The sequence below is a fragment of the Kitasatospora sp. NPDC059577 genome (assembly GCF_042735475.1).
Lineage (GTDB): Bacteria > Actinomycetota > Actinomycetes > Streptomycetales > Streptomycetaceae > Kitasatospora.
In genome coordinates, this window is the sequence record NZ_JBHWBZ010000052.1 from 1 (window position 1) to 15,501 (window position 15,501).

Genomic DNA, 15,501 nt, shown 5'->3' on the forward strand with positions numbered 1-15,501 from the left:
GGGGGGGCGGGGGCGCGGGGGGGGGCGCCGCCGCGCCCCCCCCCCCCCCCCGGCGGCGCGGGCGCGGGGGGCGCCGCCGGTGGCCGCACCGCCCGTGGCCGCGCCGGTGGCACCGCCCGTCGGGGCGGCGGTCGAACCGCCGGCCGCGCCCGCGCCGCCGGCGCCCGCGGTGGCCGCGCCTCCGGCGGTGTCGCCCGGGGCGCCGCTGGTCGGAGCCGGAGCGGCACCGGTGGCGCTGCCGGTACCGGCCGGGGTGTCCGCGTTGTCCGGGCCGCAGGCTGCGAGGGACAGGGCGGTTGCCGCCGCCAGGGCGGCGACGGTCAGCTTGGTGGTGTACGAACGCATGATGCGCTTTTCTCCTGGGCGCGCAGCCGCGAACCGTTGCCGGCCTGCCCAGTGCGGCGCCGCCCTCTCGTGACAGGAAGGGTCGAAGACGAAATGGGTCCAGCGGGCAAGAAGCCGTCCCCCGATCTGGCTTTCGGTCAGGGACCATACCAGCCATCCGGCTTGGCGGAAGGGCTGTGGCAAGCCCGTGACCAGGCCGGGTCCAGCCGGTGAAACGACCTTCGGGAGACCTGCGCGAATCGCGTAGATTTCGGGAGTGACGGCCGGGCCCGGGCCCGCCGTACCCGCACCACACCGGAAAGGCGTACAGCGAGATGAGCGAGGACTCCCTGCGGGAGGAGGTGCTGACCGCACGGCGGATCGTGGTCAAGGTCGGCTCCTCATCCCTCACCACGGCCACCGGCGGCCTGGACGCCGACCGCGTCGACGCCCTGGTCGACGCGCTCGCCAAGGTACGCAGCGGCCCCGACGCCCCGGAGGTCGTCCTCGTCTCCTCCGGCGCCATCGCCGCCGGACTCGCCCCGCTCGGCCTGGACAAGCGGCCCAAGGACCTGGCCCGCCAGCAGGCCGCCGCCAGCGTCGGCCAAGGCCTGCTGGTCGCCCGCTACACCGCGTCCTTCGCCCGGTACGGCATCCGGGTCGGCCAGGTGCTGCTCACCGCCGAGGACGCCAGCCGACGTGCCCACTACCGCAACGCCTACCGCACCCTGGACCAGCTGCTGGCGATGGGCGCGATGCCGATCGTCAACGAGAACGACACCGTCGCCACCGCCGAAATCAAGTTCGGCGACAACGACCGGCTCGCCGCGCTGGTCGCCCACCTCGTCCGGGCCGACCTGCTGGTGCTGCTCTCCGACGTGGACGGCCTCTACGACGGCGACCCGTCCCGCCCCGGCACCAGCCGGATCGCCCGGGTGAGCGGCGCGCACGACCTCGACGGCATCGAGATCGGCAGCGCGGGCAAGGCCGGGGTCGGCACCGGCGGCATGGTCACCAAGGTCGAGGCCGCCCGGATCGCCACCGGCGCGGGCATCCCGGTCGTGCTCACCGCGGCCAGCCACGCCGCCGACGCGCTGGCCGGCCGCCCCACCGGCACGCTCTTCCTGCGCACCGGCGCCCGCACCTCCGACCGGATGCTCTGGCTGGCCCACGCGAGCAGCCCGCGCGGCGCCCTGCACCTGGACGCGGGCGCCGTCGAGGCGGTCGTCTCCGCCGGTGCCTCGCTGCTGCCGGCCGGGGTCACCAAGGTGGACGGGGAGTTCGCCGCGGGTGATCCGGTGGACCTTCTTGCCGAAAACGGCCACATCGTGGCTCGCGGACTGGTCAACTTTGATGCGAGGGAGTTGCCCCGCCTGCTCGGCCGGTCCACCCGCGACCTGGCCCAGGAGTTCGGCGCCGCGTACGAACGCGAGGTCGTCCACCGCGACGACCTGGTCGTTCTGCGCGGCTGACCGGCCAGCGGGCCGGCACCGGCCCGCCGGCCGATCGGCGCAGCGCGGACGGAGGGCCGCTCCGTACCGGGAGCGGCCCGGCCGTGGGCGAGGAGGGGCGCAGCCGTACCGGTCGGCCGAAGGCCGACGGGGCCGGTGGGGACGACACGTGATCGCCGAACAGGAGGCCGCCGGTGGAACGCAGGCGCGAGGCAGCGCTGACCGGAGGGACGGCGGGCCGGCGGCTGACCAGCATCGACGGCGGCCGCGGGGACGGCCCCGCCGAGCCGGCCGGTCCGCCGCCCCAGAGGCCCGGCGGGGTACGCGGCCAGCGGCCCCAGCGCACGGACGCGGCGGAGCCGCCCACCGTGCCCGAACAGGCGCGGCTGTGGCACGTGGTGCTGAGCGTGGCCGGGCAGGTCACCCCGCTGTCCACACTGCGCGTCTCGCTGGAGCGGCTGGCGCACGACCACTCGTTCTTCCTGACCGCCCGCTACGCGGCCGACCACGCCGAGATCCGGTACTGGGAGCAGGCCCGGGACCTGCACGACGCGGCGGCGATCGCGCTGCGGCTCTGGGGCGAGCACAAGGTCACCGCGAACCTGCCGCCGTGGGAGATCGTCGGGTTGGAGGTGGTCGACCGGGCGACGTACCACAAGCGGGTGGCGGAAGGCTTCGGTGAGCCGTCGCCGCACCTGGGCGGCGTGCACCCGTACTGAGTTCCGGGCCGGGTGGGGCGTGTGCCCGTACTGAGTTCCGGGCCGGGCGGTGCGTGTGCCCGTGCCGGGGTGTCCGGACGGGGCGTCCGGACCGGGGCGGTGCGGGCCGGTGGCGCGTCCCGGGCCGCGTCTCACCGGGCGAAATACCGGGCGGGCGGGGCGGGCGCAGTCGCTACCCTTGGCGGCATGACCAGCGACCTCGCCACCGCCGACAGCCCCGTCCTCGCCGTAGCGCGCCGAGCCCGGGAGGCCGCCGCCGCGCTCGCCCCGCTGCCGCGCAGGGCCAAGGACACCGCGCTGCTGGCGATCGCGGACGCGCTGGTGGCCCGTAGCGCGGAGATCGTCGCGGCCAACGCCGAGGACGTGGCCCGGGCCCGCGAGGCCGGGACGGCCGAGTCGGTCGTCGACCGGCTGACCCTCACCGACGAGCGGATCGCCGCGATCGCCTCCGACGTGCGCGACGTCGTCGGCCTGCCTGACCCGGTCGGCGAGGTGGTGCGCGGCTACACCCTGCCGAACGGCCTGGACGTGCGGCAGGTGCGGGTGCCGCTCGGCGTGGTCGGGATCATCTACGAGGCCCGCCCGAACGTCACCGCCGACGCGGCCGCGCTCTGCCTCAAGTCGGGCAACGCCGTGCTGCTGCGCGGCTCCGCGTCGGCCTACCGCTCCAACACCGCGCTGGTCGCCGTCCTGCGCGACGCCGTCGCCGCGGCCGGGCTGCCTGCCGACGCGATCCAGCTCGTGCCGGGGGAGAGCCGCGACTCCGTGCAGGAGCTGATGCGCGCCCGCGGCCTGGTCGACGTGCTGATCCCGCGCGGCGGCGCCTCGCTGATCCGCACCGTCGTCGAGGGCTCGACCGTCCCCGTGATCGAGACCGGCACCGGCAACTGCCACGTCTACGTGGACGCCGAGACCGACCTGGCGATGGCCGTCGGCATCCTGCTGAACTCCAAGGCGCAGCGGGTCAGCGTCTGCAACTCGGCCGAGACGCTGCTGGTCCACCAGGACGTCGCGGACGCCTTCCTGCCGCTCGCGCTGGCCGCCCTCGCCGAGGCCGGGGTCACCGTGCACGGCGACGAGGCGGTGCTCAAGGCCGCCGCGGGCGGACCGGTCACCGCGGTGCCCGCGACCGACGAGGACTGGGGCGCCGAGTACCTCTCGCTGGACCTGGCCGCAGCGGTGGTGCCCTCGCTGGAGGCCGCCGTCGAGCACATCCGCCGCTGGTCCTCCGGCCACACCGAGGCGATCGTCACCACCTCGCAGGCCGCCGCCCGGCGCTTCACCCAGCTGGTCGACTCGACCACGGTGGCCGTCAACGCCTCCACCCGCTTCACCGACGGCGGCGAGTTCGGCTTCGGCGCGGAGATCGGCATCTCCACCCAGAAGCTGCACGCCCGCGGCCCGATGGGCCTGCCCGAGCTGACCAGCACCAAGTACATCGTCACCGGTGACGGGCACGTCCGGGGCGAGGCGTCGCAGACTGTCGGCGGGGCCCCGGACGTCCGCTGAGCGGTGCACCGGCCGGGTCCGTCACACGTGTGACGGACCAACTGCCGGGAGCCACAGACAAAACGCCCGCCCGGTAATACGCTGAATCCGTGGCTGAGGATGTGGGGGGCTTGCCGTACCCCGACGGCGCCGACCACGGTGGTGCGGACGACGAGTTCGCCACCGTGGTCTTCGATGAGGCCTTCGTCCGGTCCGCCGCCGTGCACGAGCCGACTGCCAAGGAGCGGCAACTCGCCGCTGCCGAGGCCAGGTTCGAGCCGGACACCGCGGGCCCGGGTTGGCACTGTGACGTCTCGGCCGGAGACGGGCTCCCGCTGGAGCTGCGCCCGTACCCGAGCGGACTCGACGCGGACCACCTCTACCCCGACCCGTGGTCGGGGCCGGGCCGGTCGGCCGACCGACGGGGCCGACGCCGGTGGCGGCGCGGCTACGACCCGGTGCGCGCCCGCGGCCGGTACGTGGCCCAGCAGCGCTGGCACCGGCCGGTGGCCTGGGTGCTCGCCGTGATCATGGGCGTGAGCCTGGTCGCGGTGGCGGTCGCGGCGGTCTACCAGGGCACGGGCTCGTCGGGCACGCCGGGCAGACCGGGGTCCGGAAGCAGCAGTGCCGGGGTGGAACCGCGACCCGTGCCGGCCGAGCCGTCGCTGGTCACCGCACCCGCGGGTTAGGGCTTGCCTGACAAGCCCTAGGCCGCCGCCCGGGACGCCTCGGCCTCCACACCGTCGCCCGGGCATCGCGCCCCCGGCCGGATCCCGCTGCCCGGGGCGGCGCACGCCCGGGGCGGTGGTCACGGAGTGTCCCCGGGAATCTGCGCAGGGGCCCTCGTGGCGGCGCGGGTGTCCGCCTACCCTGGTGTTATGGGTGACCCGCGAGAGCCTCCTGAGGGTCCGCCCGAGGGCGGTTCCGGCAACGAGGACGAATTCCGGTCCGTCGTCTTCGACGAATCGTTCGTCCGTGCTGCCCGGATCCAGGAGCTGTCCGCCCGGGAGCGGCTGGCGGGCTCCTTCGGCAAGGCCACCCGGCAACGGGTCCGGCTCGGCCCGCTGGGCTCCGTGCCGCGCCAGGCGCTCGCCCTGCTGCTGCTCATCCTGGCCGCCTTCGGGGCCGCGGTGTACTTCGGGGTCAGCTCGCCGAGGGGCGTCCCTGCTCGGCCCGAGGGAAGTCAACTGACCGTCAGCCTGGTCGCGTTGAGCCCGGCGTCGGCCGTCCATCCGGCGGCCGACCCGGCGAACCCCTTCGCCGCGCTGCCGGCCGGCTACGGGGACGGCACCATCGGGCTGAACACCCCGACCGGCGCGGCCACCGAGCACTTCAGCCGGGTCGAGGTCACCAAGGCGCTCGACACCGTCCAGCGCTACCTGGTCGCCTCCTCGCTCGCCCCGACCGCCCTGGTCCAGGGCGCCACCGCGGACGTGCGCGCCTTCGTCACGCCCGGTGAGCAGGCGGAGTTCGACGCGAGCGTGACCCAGCCCGTGGACGACCGGCACCACGCGGTGACCGGCTGGATGGTCCGCTTCGACCCGGCGCAGGTCGCGCTGGCGTCGGACACCGTGAAAGTGGTCGGCGCGATGCGGATCGACGAGGCGGACAGCGGGACGCTGGAGATCACCACCGACCACACCTTCGTCTACGCGCTGAAGCCGGCCGGCGCCCCGGCCGGAGCACCCGTCACCCTGGAGACCGTGCGGCGGCAGCTGACCTTCCAGTTCGACCGGGTCGACCTGGCCTCGGCGCAGCTGCGGCTGGTGGACTCGGTGTTGCAGGCCGGGCCCGCGCCCTGCGGCACCTCGATGGCGGGCTTCCTGCAGCCGGTGCTGGCCACCGCGCAGGGCACGGCGGTCGCGCCGCCGACGCCGGTCGACCCCGGCAACCACGCCAGGCCGGCGTGGCAGGTGTGCGGGGTGCTGGCGGGCAGCTGAGGCCCGGGGGCGGTCGCGGGGCACCCGGCGGGCTTCCGGCGTTCCATTGCGTTCCCGGCGTTCCCGGCGTTCCCGCTGGGTGTCGGGTGAGCATCGGATGGGTGTCGGGGCGAGCAGGCGGGCGGACGGCCGGTGACCCGGGTGGGTCACCGGCCGTCGTCGGTGTGCGGGCCCGGCGTGCGGGCCGCTGTTCAGGGCCTCAGGGCCTCAGGGCCCGCGGCCCGGGGTGTCGGCGCTCAGCTGTCGCCGTGGTCGGCCGAACCGTTCGAGCCGTTCGAGCCGCTGGACCCGTTCGAACCGCTGCGGGCGGCGCCGGTGAAGGTGTCGCGGAGCTTGCCGCCCACGGTCGCGGCGCCGCCGGCGACGTCGCGGATCAGGCCCATCAGCGGGTCCTTGCTCTCCTTCACCGAGGTCGTGTAGTGGTCGGCGGCGGCCTTCCACTGCTCGCCGACCGAGGTGTCCGGGTCGTCCGCGCGGCGGGGGTAGGCGCCCGTCATGATCGAGCGGTACTCGTCGCTCTCCGCCCACTTCTTGAGCTGGGCGACCCGGACCACCGCGAAGGGGTGGGTCTGCGGCAGCACCTGGAGCAGCTTGAGCACGCCGTCGCGCAGGTCGCCGGCCTTCTCGTACTCCTCGGCCTGCTCCAGGAACGCGTCGACGTTCATCTCGGCCAGGTTGTGCCCGCCGGCCAGCTTCATCAGGGCCCGCATGGACGCCTGGAGGTCCTGCCCGGCGAGCAGGCCGGCCCGGTCGCTGGACAGCTCGGCCTTGCGGAACCACTCCTTGAGCGCCGTGACGATGGCCATGATCGCCAGGTTGCCGAGCGGCACCCAGGCGATCCGGGCGGCGATGTTGGTGAGGATCATCAGCATCGTCCGGTAGACGGCGTGGCCGGACATCGCGTGGCCCACCTCGTGGCCGATGACCGAGCGCAGCTCCTCCTCGTCGAGCAGCTCGACCAGGCCGCTGGTGACCACGATGATCGGGGTGTCGATGCCGATGGTGAACGCGTTGACCGTCGGGTCCTGGGTCACGTACAGGTCCGGCACCTGCTCCAGGTCGAGCACGTAGGCGGTGTCGCGCACCATGTCGTACAGCTCGGGGAACTGGCGCTCGGAGGTCTTGACCGCGGTGGCCAGGAACATCAGCCGGATCGCGCGCTCGGAGACCAGCCCGGCGAGCTTCTTCAGGACGTCGTCGAAGCCCGTCAGCTTGCGCAGGGCGACCAGCGCCGAACGGTCCGCCGGGTGCTCCCAGGCCCGGGTGGAGATCCCGGGGAAGCGCTCGCGGCGGCGGCTCGGGGTCTTCGCGGTCGTGTCGGTCATGGTCTGAGTACCTCCTGGTCGACGGCGGCTGCGGCCCGCTGGCCGGCCCCCCACTGGTCTTCGCCTGAAACGACTGTCTGTGCAACGTCCGTGGTTGCGTACTCGTCCCCGGGGAGCAGCGTACGTGCGGGCCCGGTCGCGCCGGAGGGGCCGGTGGCCGGCGCCGGTGTGAGGCCGGTTTACCCTGAATGCCCTGGACCACCGAGACCGGACCCGGCCGCGGTACCGAGCAGTTCGAGGAGCCCCGCAGATGTCCACCGACGCGCTTGTCAGCCTGGCCTCACCCATCTCCGACGAGGCCGGCCCGGGCCTCTTCCTGCGGATCATCGTGATCGCGTCCTTCGTGGGCATCGGCCTGCTGGTCTGGGTGATGGCCCGCGCTTTCCGCGGCAACTAGACCCCGGCCGGGACGGCTGGTCCGGTCGCTGATCCGGCCCCGGTGCAGTCGCCCGCACGGGCCGGCGGCAGGGCCTCCGGGCCCGGTCCGGCTCGTGCGGGCTCACGCCCGGTCAGTGGCGGTGGGCCGCCGAGCGGTTGCCGTGTAACCCCCCGTACGATGACGGGTGGGCCCTCGCCGGCCCGGTACCACCCCCAGGTCCGTTCACCGAGCCGAGAAGGTCCCGCCGACCATGAGCACTGCCGCCGCACTCCCCGTTCTGAACCTGCTCGCCGAGGGCGAGGGGGGCAACCACGACAGCCTGAACCCGCTCCTGACGGGTGGCGCCGCCCTGGTGATCCTGCTGCTCCTGCTCTTCGTCACCACCCGCTTCAACCGGGACCGCTGAGCCCGCTCCGCGGACCGCCAGGGGAGCGTCCGGCCACCGGCCGGCCGCTCCCTCACGCATCTGCGGGCAACCCCCACGGGGTCTGCCGGCAACCCCCACCCGGGCGTTCCCGCACCGTAACGGGCGTCGCGTAAGGTGTGGCGGCATGGGAGAGCAGGCCGGGAATCCCGGCGGACCGGAACCGGTGAAGAAGCGCCTCGGCGTGATGGGCGGGACCTTCGACCCGATCCACCACGGCCACCTCGTCGCCGCCAGTGAGGTCGCGAGCGCGTTCCGCCTGGACGAGGTGATCTTCGTTCCGACCGGGCAGCCGTGGCAGAAGAGCGACCGCCACGTCACCCCGGCCGAGGACCGCTACCTGATGACGGTCATCGCCACCGCCGAGAACCCGCAGTTCTCCGTCAGCCGGATCGACATCGACCGCAAGGGCCCCACCTACACCGTCGACACCCTGCGCGACCTGCACGCCCTGCACCCGGACGCCGACCTCTTCTTCATCACCGGCGCCGACGCGCTCGCCCAGATCCTGTCCTGGCGCGACTCCGACGAGCTCTTCTCGCTGGCCCACTTCATCGGGTGCACCCGCCCGGGGCACACTCTCTCGGACGCCGGGCTTCCGGTGGGCGGGGTCTCCCTGGTGGAGGTCCCGGCGCTGGCCATCTCCTCCACGGACTGCCGCAACCGGGTCGCCAAGGGCGAGCCGGTCTGGTACCTCGTCCCGGACGGCGTGGTCCGCTACATCGACAAGCGGGCGCTGTACGCGCCGCGCGGGACCTGAGCCAGGAGCGGCGCATGACCGAACGCAGCGGCGGCCAGCAGCGGCCGGAGGACTGGTCGACCGGGCAGTACCAGCAGCCGTACCAGGGGCAGGGCCAGGAGTACCAGTACTCGCAGCACCCGCAGCAGCAGTCGTACGAGCAGGGGCAGTACGAGCAGCCGCAGTACGACCAGTACGGGCAGCCGGTGTACACCCAGGACCCGTACGGCTACCAGCAGCAGGGGTACCAGGGGTACGACGGGTACCAGCAGACCGGGCAACCCGGGCAACCCGGGCAGACCGGGCAGGCCGGGCAGGCCGGGCAGTTCCCGCAGCAGCAGTCGTACGAGCAGGGGCAGTACGAGCAGCCGCAGTACGACCAGTACGGGCAGCCGGTGTACACCCAGGACCCGTACGGCCGGCAGCAGGGGTACCAGGGCTACCAGCAGCCGTACCAGGCCGCCGCCGCCCCGGTCGTCGCCGAGCCGCAGGCGCAGCCCGGGGGCACCGCGCCGGCCGCTCCCGCCGCGCCCGTCGCTCCTGCGGCCACCGCCGCGACCGCTCCGGTGACGCCGCGGCCGCGGGTGTCCCGGCCCGCCGCCGAGGCGGCTCCGGCCAAGGCCGCGGCACCGTCCGAGCAGGTCGCCGGGGCCCGGGGCGGCAAGGGCGGGAGCAAGGCACCCAAGGACAGCTACACCACGGGCGAGTTCACCTTCGTCGACGAGGAGGCGGAGGAGACCGAGGACGTCATCGACTGGCTGAAGTTCGCCGAGTCCCGCAGCGAGGTCCGGGCCGAGCGCCGCCGCAAGCTGCGCAACCGGCTGATCGGCCTCGGCGTGGTGGTGGCGCTCGCGGCGGGCGGCGTCGGCGGCTACCTGTGGTTCACCGGCGACAAGCCGACCGCGGCCGCCGCGGCCGGCGGGCGCAAGGTCAACGTCGTCCACCTGCGCGACCTGCAGGGCAAGGTGTCCAGCGCGCTGCTCGTCGACGACGCCTCCGGCAAGAAGGCCACGGTGCTGCTGCTGCCCGACAACCTGCGGCTGCCCGGCCCCGCCGACCCGCCGGTCACCACGATCGGCCAGGCCATGGACACCATCGGCGCCTCGGCGACCCGGGAGGGCCTGGCCACCGTGCTCGGCGCCCCGGTCGCGGGCACCTGGCGGCTGGACACCCCGTACCTGGAACTGCTGGTCTCCCAGCTCGGCGGCGTCCGGGTGGACACCAACGCCGAGACCCACGAGGGCGGCAAGCCGGACGGCAAACTGCTGTCCGCGGCCGGGAAGAACACCATGCTCAGCGGGAAGGCCGCGGTCGCGTACGCCACCCTGCAGAACGCCGGCGAGAACCGGGACGCCCAGCTGGCCCGGTTCGGACAGGTCATGGAGGCGGTGGTGCGCACCATGCCGACCGAGTTCAAGGACGCCAAGGACGACGTGCACCGGATGAACGCGGTGCTCGACCCCTCGCTGCCCGAGGACGCCCTCGCCGGGGTGCTCGCCCAGCTCGCCGAGCAGGCGAAGGACGGCCACGTCTCCACCACCGCGCTGACCGTCAAGCCGGACGGCAGCCTGGACGAGGCGACCGCGGGCAAGCAGGTCAAGGACGTGCTCGGCGGCACCGTGAAGTCCGCGGCCGCCGGTGACGCCCCGGCCCGGGTCGCACTGCAGGACGCCAGCGGCAACGACGCGGCGGGCGCGGCCGCGCAGGTCCAGATCGTCAACTCGGGCCTGACCTTCATCCCCGGCGGCGCCAAGTCCGCCGCGCAGGCCACCAGTGAGATCCGCTACACCGACGACGCCCGGCAGGCCGCGGCGAAGTCGCTGGCGACCAGCCTCGGCCTGCCGGACACGGCGGTGAAGAAGGTGACCGGCGACACCCAGAACGCGGACCTGCTGGTCGTGCTCGGCAAGGACTACCAGCTGCCGAAGGGCCAGTAGCCCGGCCCGGTGGGCGGCTCCGGAGCGGCGGGACGGCCAGGCCGTCCCGCCGGTCGGTCCGGTCCGCGTCCGCGCGGCGGCCCGGCCCCGGGCGGCACCCGCCGCGCGGGGCCCGGCGGCGCGGCGGCCGGTCCGTGTCGCACGCGGCCGGGGCCGGCGCGGAAAACGGTTCCGGGCCCGCCCGGGCGGCGTGAGATCCTGGAAGGCGACCCCGGCCGTGCGCCGGGGTGCAGCCCCAAGCCGCCGAGCCGGAAGAACACCGTGACCGTCACCGACCACAGCCAGCAGCTCATCACCGTCGCCGCGCAGGCGGCGGCCGACAAGCTCGCGAACAACATCATCGCCTTCGACGTCAGCGAGGTGCTGTCGATCACCGACGCCTTCCTGATCGCCTCCGCGAACAACGACCGCCAGGTCCGCGCGATCGCCGAGGAGATCGAGGACCAGCTGCGCGAGCAGCTGGACATCAAGCCGGTGCGCCGCGAGGGCGAGCGCGATGGCCGCTGGATCCTGCTCGACTACCTGGACATCGTCGTGCACGTCCAGCACTCCGAGGAGCGCTCCTTCTACTCGCTGGACCGCCTCTGGAAGGACTGCCCCGAGCTGACGCTGCCCGAGGACGCCCTGGCCTCCCGCAACCGCCCCGACGCCCACACCGACGTGGCCGGCAACGCCGTCGCCCCGGCCGACGACTTCGGCAAGCCCGAGGACCTGCACTGAGCCGCAGCGCGCGGGGCCCGCGCATCGTCTTCTGGAGGCACGGCCAGACCTCCTGGAACCTCGAATCGCGCTTCCAGGGCACCACGGACATCGAGCTGACCGGCCAGGGCGTCCTCCAGGCGCAGCGGGCCGCCCGGCTGCTCTCCGGGCTCCGCCCCGACCTGCTGATCTCCTCGGACCTCGAGCGCGCCCGGCGCACCGCAGAGGAGCTCGCCAAGGTCACCGGGCTCGACGTGACGCACCACGAGGGCCTGCGGGAGACCTACGCGGGCTCCTGGCAGGGCCTGACCAACGCCGAGATCCGCGAACGCTTCCCCGAGGAGTACGCGGCCTGGGCGGCCGGAGAGCCGGTGCGCCGAGGCGGGGGCGGCGAGCTGGCCACCGAGGTCGCCGACCGCTCGGTGCCCGTGGTGCTGGAGGCCGCCGCCAAGCTGCCGGACGACGGCACCCTGGTCGTGGTCAGCCACGGCGGGACGATCCGCACGATGCTCGGACGGCTGCTCGACCTGGAGCCGGCCCAGTGGGAGCGCTTCGGCGGGCTGTCCAACTGCTGCTGGTCGGTGCTCGGCCAGGGATCGCGCGGCTGGCGCCTGCTGGAGCACAACGCGGGAACGCTCCCGCAGCCGGTCATCGGCGACGACACCTGAGCGGTTCCGGCACGGGCGTCCGGGTGCGGGCGTCCGGCTCGGGCGTCCCGCTCGGGTGTTCCGCTCGGGTGTTCCGGCTCGGGGTGTTCCGGATGGGGTGTTCCGGCTCGGGCGTTCCGGGTACGGGCGCCCGCCGCGAGGACGTGGCACGGGCGGGCGGGGGCCTCGAAGGAACGGATTTCGCAGTTCCGGCCCTGACCAGCTAGAGTCTTCCTCGTTCGCAGGGAAGGAACGCGGCCCGGAAGGGAAGCGGGAGATCCGGTGAGTGCGGGGCTATAGCTCAGTTGGTAGAGCGCTTGCATGGCATGCAAGAGGTCTGGGGTTCAATTCCCCATAGCTCCACTCCGCATCGGCGGTCGTGGTCAGCCAGGGTCGTCCGTGTCGCGGGGCTATAGCTCAGTTGGTAGAGCGCTTGCATGGCATGCAAGAGGTCTGGGGTTCAATTCCCCATAGCTCCACAGCAGTTCGGGAGGCCGTCACCCATCGGGTGGCGGCCTCCCGGCGTTTCGTCCCGGGGCTCGCGCGGGCGTTGGTCCCGCCGCCCTCCCCGAGTGCCCGTCACAGCTCGCAGATGTGCGTCCAGCCGCCCGGCGGCAGCGAGTCGAGCTGCTCCACCCGCTCCTGGTCCTCCGGGCTCGCCGGCACGTACACCACGATGTAGCACTCCGGCACGCCCGGCATCGTCAGGTAGGTGGCGTTCAGCCGCAGCACCCCGAGCCGCGGGTGGCGGAAAAACCGCAACCAGGTCTCCGGCGGTGCCACCTCCTGCCGGTCCCACAACTCCCGGAACAACGCGCTGCGCGCCGACAGCCGCTGCACGTGCTCCTCCCAGGCCGGCTCGCCCACGTGCTTGCCGTAGGCCGAGCGCAGCACCGCCACCATCCGCGGCAGCGCCTCGTCGCGGTTCCCGCACGGGTTGCAGCACGGCGGGGCGGTCAGCATGCACCAGAGGCTGTTGAAGACGGCCCCGCGGGACGGGCGCATCCGCTCGGTGCCGAACAGCGAACGGTACGGCCCGTTGTAACTCAGCACGTCGAACCGGGTGTTGGAGACCGCCGCAGGCAGCGGGGCCAGCGAGTCCAGGATCACCCGGATCGACGGGCTCAGCTCCGGCGCGGCCGGCTGCGCGTGCGGCGACGGGGACATCCCGGCCAGCCGGAACAGGTGCTCGCGCTCGGTGCCGTCCAGCCGCAGCGCCCGGGCCACCGCCAGGAGCACCTGCTCGCTCGCGTTGATCGGCCGTCCCTGCTCCAGCCACGTGTACCAGGTGACCCCGACCCCGGCGAGCTGCGCGACCTCCTCGCGCCGCAGCCCCGGAGTCCGGCGGCGCAGCCCCGGCGGCAGCCCGACCTCCTCCGGGGTCACCCGCGCCCGGCAGGCCTTCAGGAAGCGGGCCAGCTCGGAGCGGCGGCGGTCGCGCCCGCCCGGGGCGGCAGCGGGGAGTTCCTCCAGGACGGTCATGGCCACCATCGTGCCGCAGGCCCGGCGGGCGATACAGGTGCTGCCAGTACCAGGATCAGCAGGCTCTAACCACCAGTACCGGCACGGCCGCAGGCTGGTGGCCATGACGGACCTCCAGATCCGGCCCGGCGTGGCCGGAGGCACCACCGCAGTCCCGGCCGTACGGCCCGGGCTGCTCCTCACGCTCGTCCTGTGCGGACAGTTCATGGCCGTGCTCGACGTCTCCATCGTCAACGTCGCGGTACCCACCATCCGCACCGACCTCGGCGCCTCGGGCGCCGCCCTGCAGCTGGTGATCGCCGGCTACACCATCGCTTACGCCGTACTGCTCATCACCGGGGCCCGGCTGGGCGCCCGGTACGGCTACAGCCGGCTGTTCCAGTTCGGCCTGGCCGCCTTCACCGCCGCCTCGCTGGCCTGCGGCCTCGCCCCGACCACCGGCTGGCTGATCGCCTTCCGGCTGCTCCAGGGCGCCGGCTCGGCGCTGATGGTGCCCCAGGTGATGAGCCTGCTGCAGCGCACCTTCACCGGCGCCGCCCGCACCCGGGCGCTCGGCCTCTACTCGGCGGTGCTGGCCGGCGGCATGGCACTCGGCCAGGTGCTCGGCGGCGTGCTGGTCAGCGCCGACCTGTTCGGCAGCGGGTGGCGGCCCGTCTTCCTGGTCAACGTGCCGATCGGCGTGCTGCTGCTGGCGGCCGGCGCCCGGCTGCTGCCCCGGCTCCCCGGCGACGCCTCGCGCGGCTTCGACATCCCCGGCCTGGTGGTGCTCGGCGCGGCGCTCGGCCTGCTCGTGGTGCCGCTCGTCCTCGGCCACGAGCTCGGCTGGCCCGCCTGGGGCTGGGCGATGATCGCGGGCGGCGTGCTGCTGTTCGGCCTGTTCGTGGCGGTCGAGCGCCGGATCGCCCGGAACGGAGGGCAGCCGCTGATCCCCGGACGGGTGCTGAGCGCCCCCGGACTGCGGCCGGCGGCGGCCGGACTGTTCGCGATCATGGCGGCCTTCGCCGGCTTCATGTTCTCCTTCGCCCTGCACCAGCAGGCCGCGCTCGGCCACACCGCCCTGAAGGCCGGGCTCTGCTCGGCACCCGTCGCGATCGGCTTCGGCCTGTCCAGCATGCACTGGCACCGGCTGCCCGGGCGGCTGCACGGGACCCTGCCGATGCTCGCCGGGGTGTTCCTCGGCGGCGGCTACCTGTTGCTGGGTCTGCTCCTCGGCGACGGCGCCGAGATCGGCGCGGGGCCGCTGGCGGAAATGGCCGTGCTCGGTCTCATCGCCGGCTGCGCGTACGCGCCGCTGTTCGCCCGGGCGCTCGCGGGCGTGGCGCCCGAGGACGCGGCCGACGCCAGCGGGGTGATGGTGACCGTCATCCAGCTGGGGCAGGTGGTCGGGGTCGCGGTGCTCGGCTCGGTGTTCCTCGGACAGGTCGACCTGCCGGCGCCGGCCGCCGAGTCCGGGCACGCGCTGCGGACCACGCTGCTGGTCAACGCCGTCGCGGTGCTGGCCGCCGCGGGCTTCGCCGCGCGCAGCCGGCGGGCGGCGCGGTAGCGGACGAGCGCGTGCGTGGCCGCAGGTGGGGCGCGGGAGGGGGCGCGTGCGGGGGCACGGGAGGGGGCGCGCGCGTGGCTGGGGGGCGGGGGCGGTCGCGGGGGAACGCTTCCGGGAGGGCGCCGGCAGGGGGCTCCCGGCGGCCTCCCGGGCGCCCCCGCGGCGGGCCCCGGGAAACGGATTTCTGGAGCACGCCCAGGACCGTGTAAAGTAATCGATGTCGCCGAGGGAAACCGGACGGAAACGGCCGAAAGACCCGGTGGCATCGCAGGTCAAGGGGCTATAGCTCAGTTGGTAGAGCGCTTGCATGGCATGCAAGAGGTCTGGGGTTCAATTCCCCATAGCTCCACAGAAGTCTATGTCGCCGCAACACGGCACGGATGGGGGGGGAGATGGTGTTGTGA

At 74.0% G+C, this 15,501-nt stretch carries 14 protein-coding genes, 3 tRNA genes and 1 pseudogene; 15 read left to right on the forward strand and 3 right to left on the reverse strand.

What is annotated here, in order from left to right; all coding sequences use genetic code 11:
• Positions 1-345: pseudogene (locus ACFV0O_RS30690) on the reverse strand (hypothetical protein); the annotation flags it as partial.
• 314 nt (positions 346-659) lie between these two features.
• On the opposite strand from ACFV0O_RS30690, the gene proB reads away from it, so the two are divergent.
• The 5 genes from proB (at position 660) to ACFV0O_RS30715 (ending at position 5,922) form a co-directional block, all read left to right on the forward strand.
• Positions 660-1,796: a glutamate 5-kinase gene (gene proB / locus ACFV0O_RS30695; protein ID WP_360248613.1), complete on the forward strand. Its 1,137-nt coding sequence runs from the start codon at positions 660-662 to the stop codon at positions 1,794-1,796.
• Positions 1,797-1,969: 173 nt separating this feature from the next.
• Complete coding sequence (locus ACFV0O_RS30700; protein WP_380346963.1) at positions 1,970-2,494, forward strand: hypothetical protein; 525 nt, start codon at positions 1,970-1,972, stop codon at positions 2,492-2,494.
• A gap of 186 nt (positions 2,495-2,680) precedes the next feature.
• Positions 2,681-4,003 carry a glutamate-5-semialdehyde dehydrogenase gene (locus tag ACFV0O_RS30705; protein WP_380346965.1) on the forward strand — a complete coding sequence of 441 codons (1,323 nt, stop codon included), beginning with the start codon at positions 2,681-2,683 and terminating at the stop codon, positions 4,001-4,003.
• 101 nt (positions 4,004-4,104) lie between these two features.
• Entirely contained in the window at positions 4,105-4,671 is a 567-nt protein-coding gene (locus ACFV0O_RS30710; RefSeq protein WP_380347022.1) for a hypothetical protein, read from the forward strand.
• 189 nt (positions 4,672-4,860) lie between these two features.
• A complete protein-coding gene (locus ACFV0O_RS30715) occupies positions 4,861-5,922 on the forward strand; it encodes a hypothetical protein (protein ID WP_380346966.1) in 1,062 nt (353 codons plus the stop codon).
• Positions 5,923-6,158: 236 nt separating this feature from the next.
• Here the strand turns inward: ACFV0O_RS30715 and ACFV0O_RS30720 are convergent, their stop codons facing one another.
• On the reverse strand, positions 6,159-7,247 hold the full coding sequence (locus tag ACFV0O_RS30720) for a M48 family metallopeptidase (protein WP_380346967.1): 1,089 nt from the start codon (positions 7,245-7,247) through the stop codon (positions 6,159-6,161).
• Between the two features lie 250 nt (positions 7,248-7,497).
• On the opposite strand from ACFV0O_RS30720, the gene ACFV0O_RS30725 reads away from it, so the two are divergent.
• The 8 genes from ACFV0O_RS30725 (at position 7,498) to ACFV0O_RS30760 (ending at position 12,551) form a co-directional block, all read left to right on the forward strand.
• Positions 7,498-7,644 (forward strand): hypothetical protein, encoded by a 147-nt coding sequence (locus ACFV0O_RS30725; RefSeq protein WP_380346969.1) that lies wholly within the window; start codon positions 7,498-7,500, stop codon positions 7,642-7,644.
• A gap of 232 nt (positions 7,645-7,876) precedes the next feature.
• Positions 7,877-8,032, forward strand: a complete 156-nt coding sequence (locus ACFV0O_RS30730) for a hypothetical protein (RefSeq protein WP_167344219.1) — start codon at positions 7,877-7,879, stop codon at positions 8,030-8,032.
• Positions 8,033-8,177: 145 nt separating this feature from the next.
• A complete protein-coding gene (nadD, locus tag ACFV0O_RS30735) occupies positions 8,178-8,810 on the forward strand; it encodes a nicotinate-nucleotide adenylyltransferase (RefSeq protein ID WP_360248632.1) in 633 nt (210 codons plus the stop codon).
• A 14-nt stretch (positions 8,811-8,824) separates the two neighbouring features.
• Positions 8,825-10,726, forward strand: a complete 1,902-nt coding sequence (locus ACFV0O_RS30740) for an LCP family protein (RefSeq protein WP_380346971.1) — start codon at positions 8,825-8,827, stop codon at positions 10,724-10,726.
• Between the two features lie 261 nt (positions 10,727-10,987).
• Positions 10,988-11,446 (forward strand): ribosome silencing factor, encoded by a 459-nt coding sequence (rsfS, locus tag ACFV0O_RS30745; RefSeq protein ID WP_360248638.1) that lies wholly within the window; start codon positions 10,988-10,990, stop codon positions 11,444-11,446.
• Positions 11,443-12,093, forward strand: a complete 651-nt coding sequence (locus ACFV0O_RS30750) for a histidine phosphatase family protein (RefSeq protein WP_360249691.1) — start codon at positions 11,443-11,445, stop codon at positions 12,091-12,093. The genes rsfS and ACFV0O_RS30750 overlap by 4 nt, the downstream gene beginning before the upstream one ends.
• 269 nt (positions 12,094-12,362) lie before the next feature.
• Positions 12,363-12,435 (forward strand) — tRNA-Ala (locus ACFV0O_RS30755).
• A gap of 43 nt (positions 12,436-12,478) precedes the next feature.
• Positions 12,479-12,551, forward strand: a tRNA-Ala gene (locus ACFV0O_RS30760).
• 100 nt (positions 12,552-12,651) lie between these two features.
• On the opposite strand, the gene ACFV0O_RS30765 is transcribed toward ACFV0O_RS30760, so the two are convergent.
• Positions 12,652-13,554 (reverse strand): helix-turn-helix transcriptional regulator, encoded by a 903-nt coding sequence (locus ACFV0O_RS30765; RefSeq protein WP_380346972.1) that lies wholly within the window; start codon positions 13,552-13,554, stop codon positions 12,652-12,654.
• On the opposite strand from ACFV0O_RS30765, the gene ACFV0O_RS30770 reads away from it, so the two are divergent.
• Positions 13,553-15,097: an MFS transporter gene (locus ACFV0O_RS30770; RefSeq protein WP_380346974.1), complete on the forward strand. Its 1,545-nt coding sequence runs from the start codon at positions 13,553-13,555 to the stop codon at positions 15,095-15,097. The genes ACFV0O_RS30765 and ACFV0O_RS30770 overlap by 2 nt on opposite strands.
• Positions 15,098-15,373: 276 nt before the next feature.
• Positions 15,374-15,446 (forward strand) — tRNA-Ala (locus ACFV0O_RS30775).
• The last annotated feature ends 55 nt before the right edge of the window (positions 15,447-15,501 follow it).

What these genes read in the sequence shown, in the direction of transcription:
- ACFV0O_RS30730 (WP_167344219.1), top strand. Translation starts at nt 7,877, where the DNA reads ATGAGCACTGCCGCCGCACTCCCCGTTCTGAACCTGCTCGCCGAGGGC.
- ACFV0O_RS30715 (WP_380346966.1), top strand. Translation starts at nt 4,861, where the DNA reads ATGGGTGACCCGCGAGAGCCTCCTGAGGGTCCGCCCGAGGGCGGTTCC.
- ACFV0O_RS30720 (WP_380346967.1), bottom strand. Translation starts at nt 7,247, where the DNA reads ATGACCGACACGACCGCGAAGACCCCGAGCCGCCGCCGCGAGCGCTTC.
- ACFV0O_RS30705 (WP_380346965.1), top strand. Translation starts at nt 2,681, where the DNA reads ATGACCAGCGACCTCGCCACCGCCGACAGCCCCGTCCTCGCCGTAGCG.
- proB (WP_360248613.1), top strand. Translation starts at nt 660, where the DNA reads ATGAGCGAGGACTCCCTGCGGGAGGAGGTGCTGACCGCACGGCGGATC.
- ACFV0O_RS30725 (WP_380346969.1), top strand. Translation starts at nt 7,498, where the DNA reads ATGTCCACCGACGCGCTTGTCAGCCTGGCCTCACCCATCTCCGACGAG.
- nadD (WP_360248632.1), top strand. Translation starts at nt 8,178, where the DNA reads ATGGGAGAGCAGGCCGGGAATCCCGGCGGACCGGAACCGGTGAAGAAG.
- ACFV0O_RS30740 (WP_380346971.1), top strand. Translation starts at nt 8,825, where the DNA reads ATGACCGAACGCAGCGGCGGCCAGCAGCGGCCGGAGGACTGGTCGACC.
- ACFV0O_RS30770 (WP_380346974.1), top strand. Translation starts at nt 13,553, where the DNA reads ATGGCCACCATCGTGCCGCAGGCCCGGCGGGCGATACAGGTGCTGCCA.
- ACFV0O_RS30765 (WP_380346972.1), bottom strand. Translation starts at nt 13,554, where the DNA reads ATGACCGTCCTGGAGGAACTCCCCGCTGCCGCCCCGGGCGGGCGCGAC.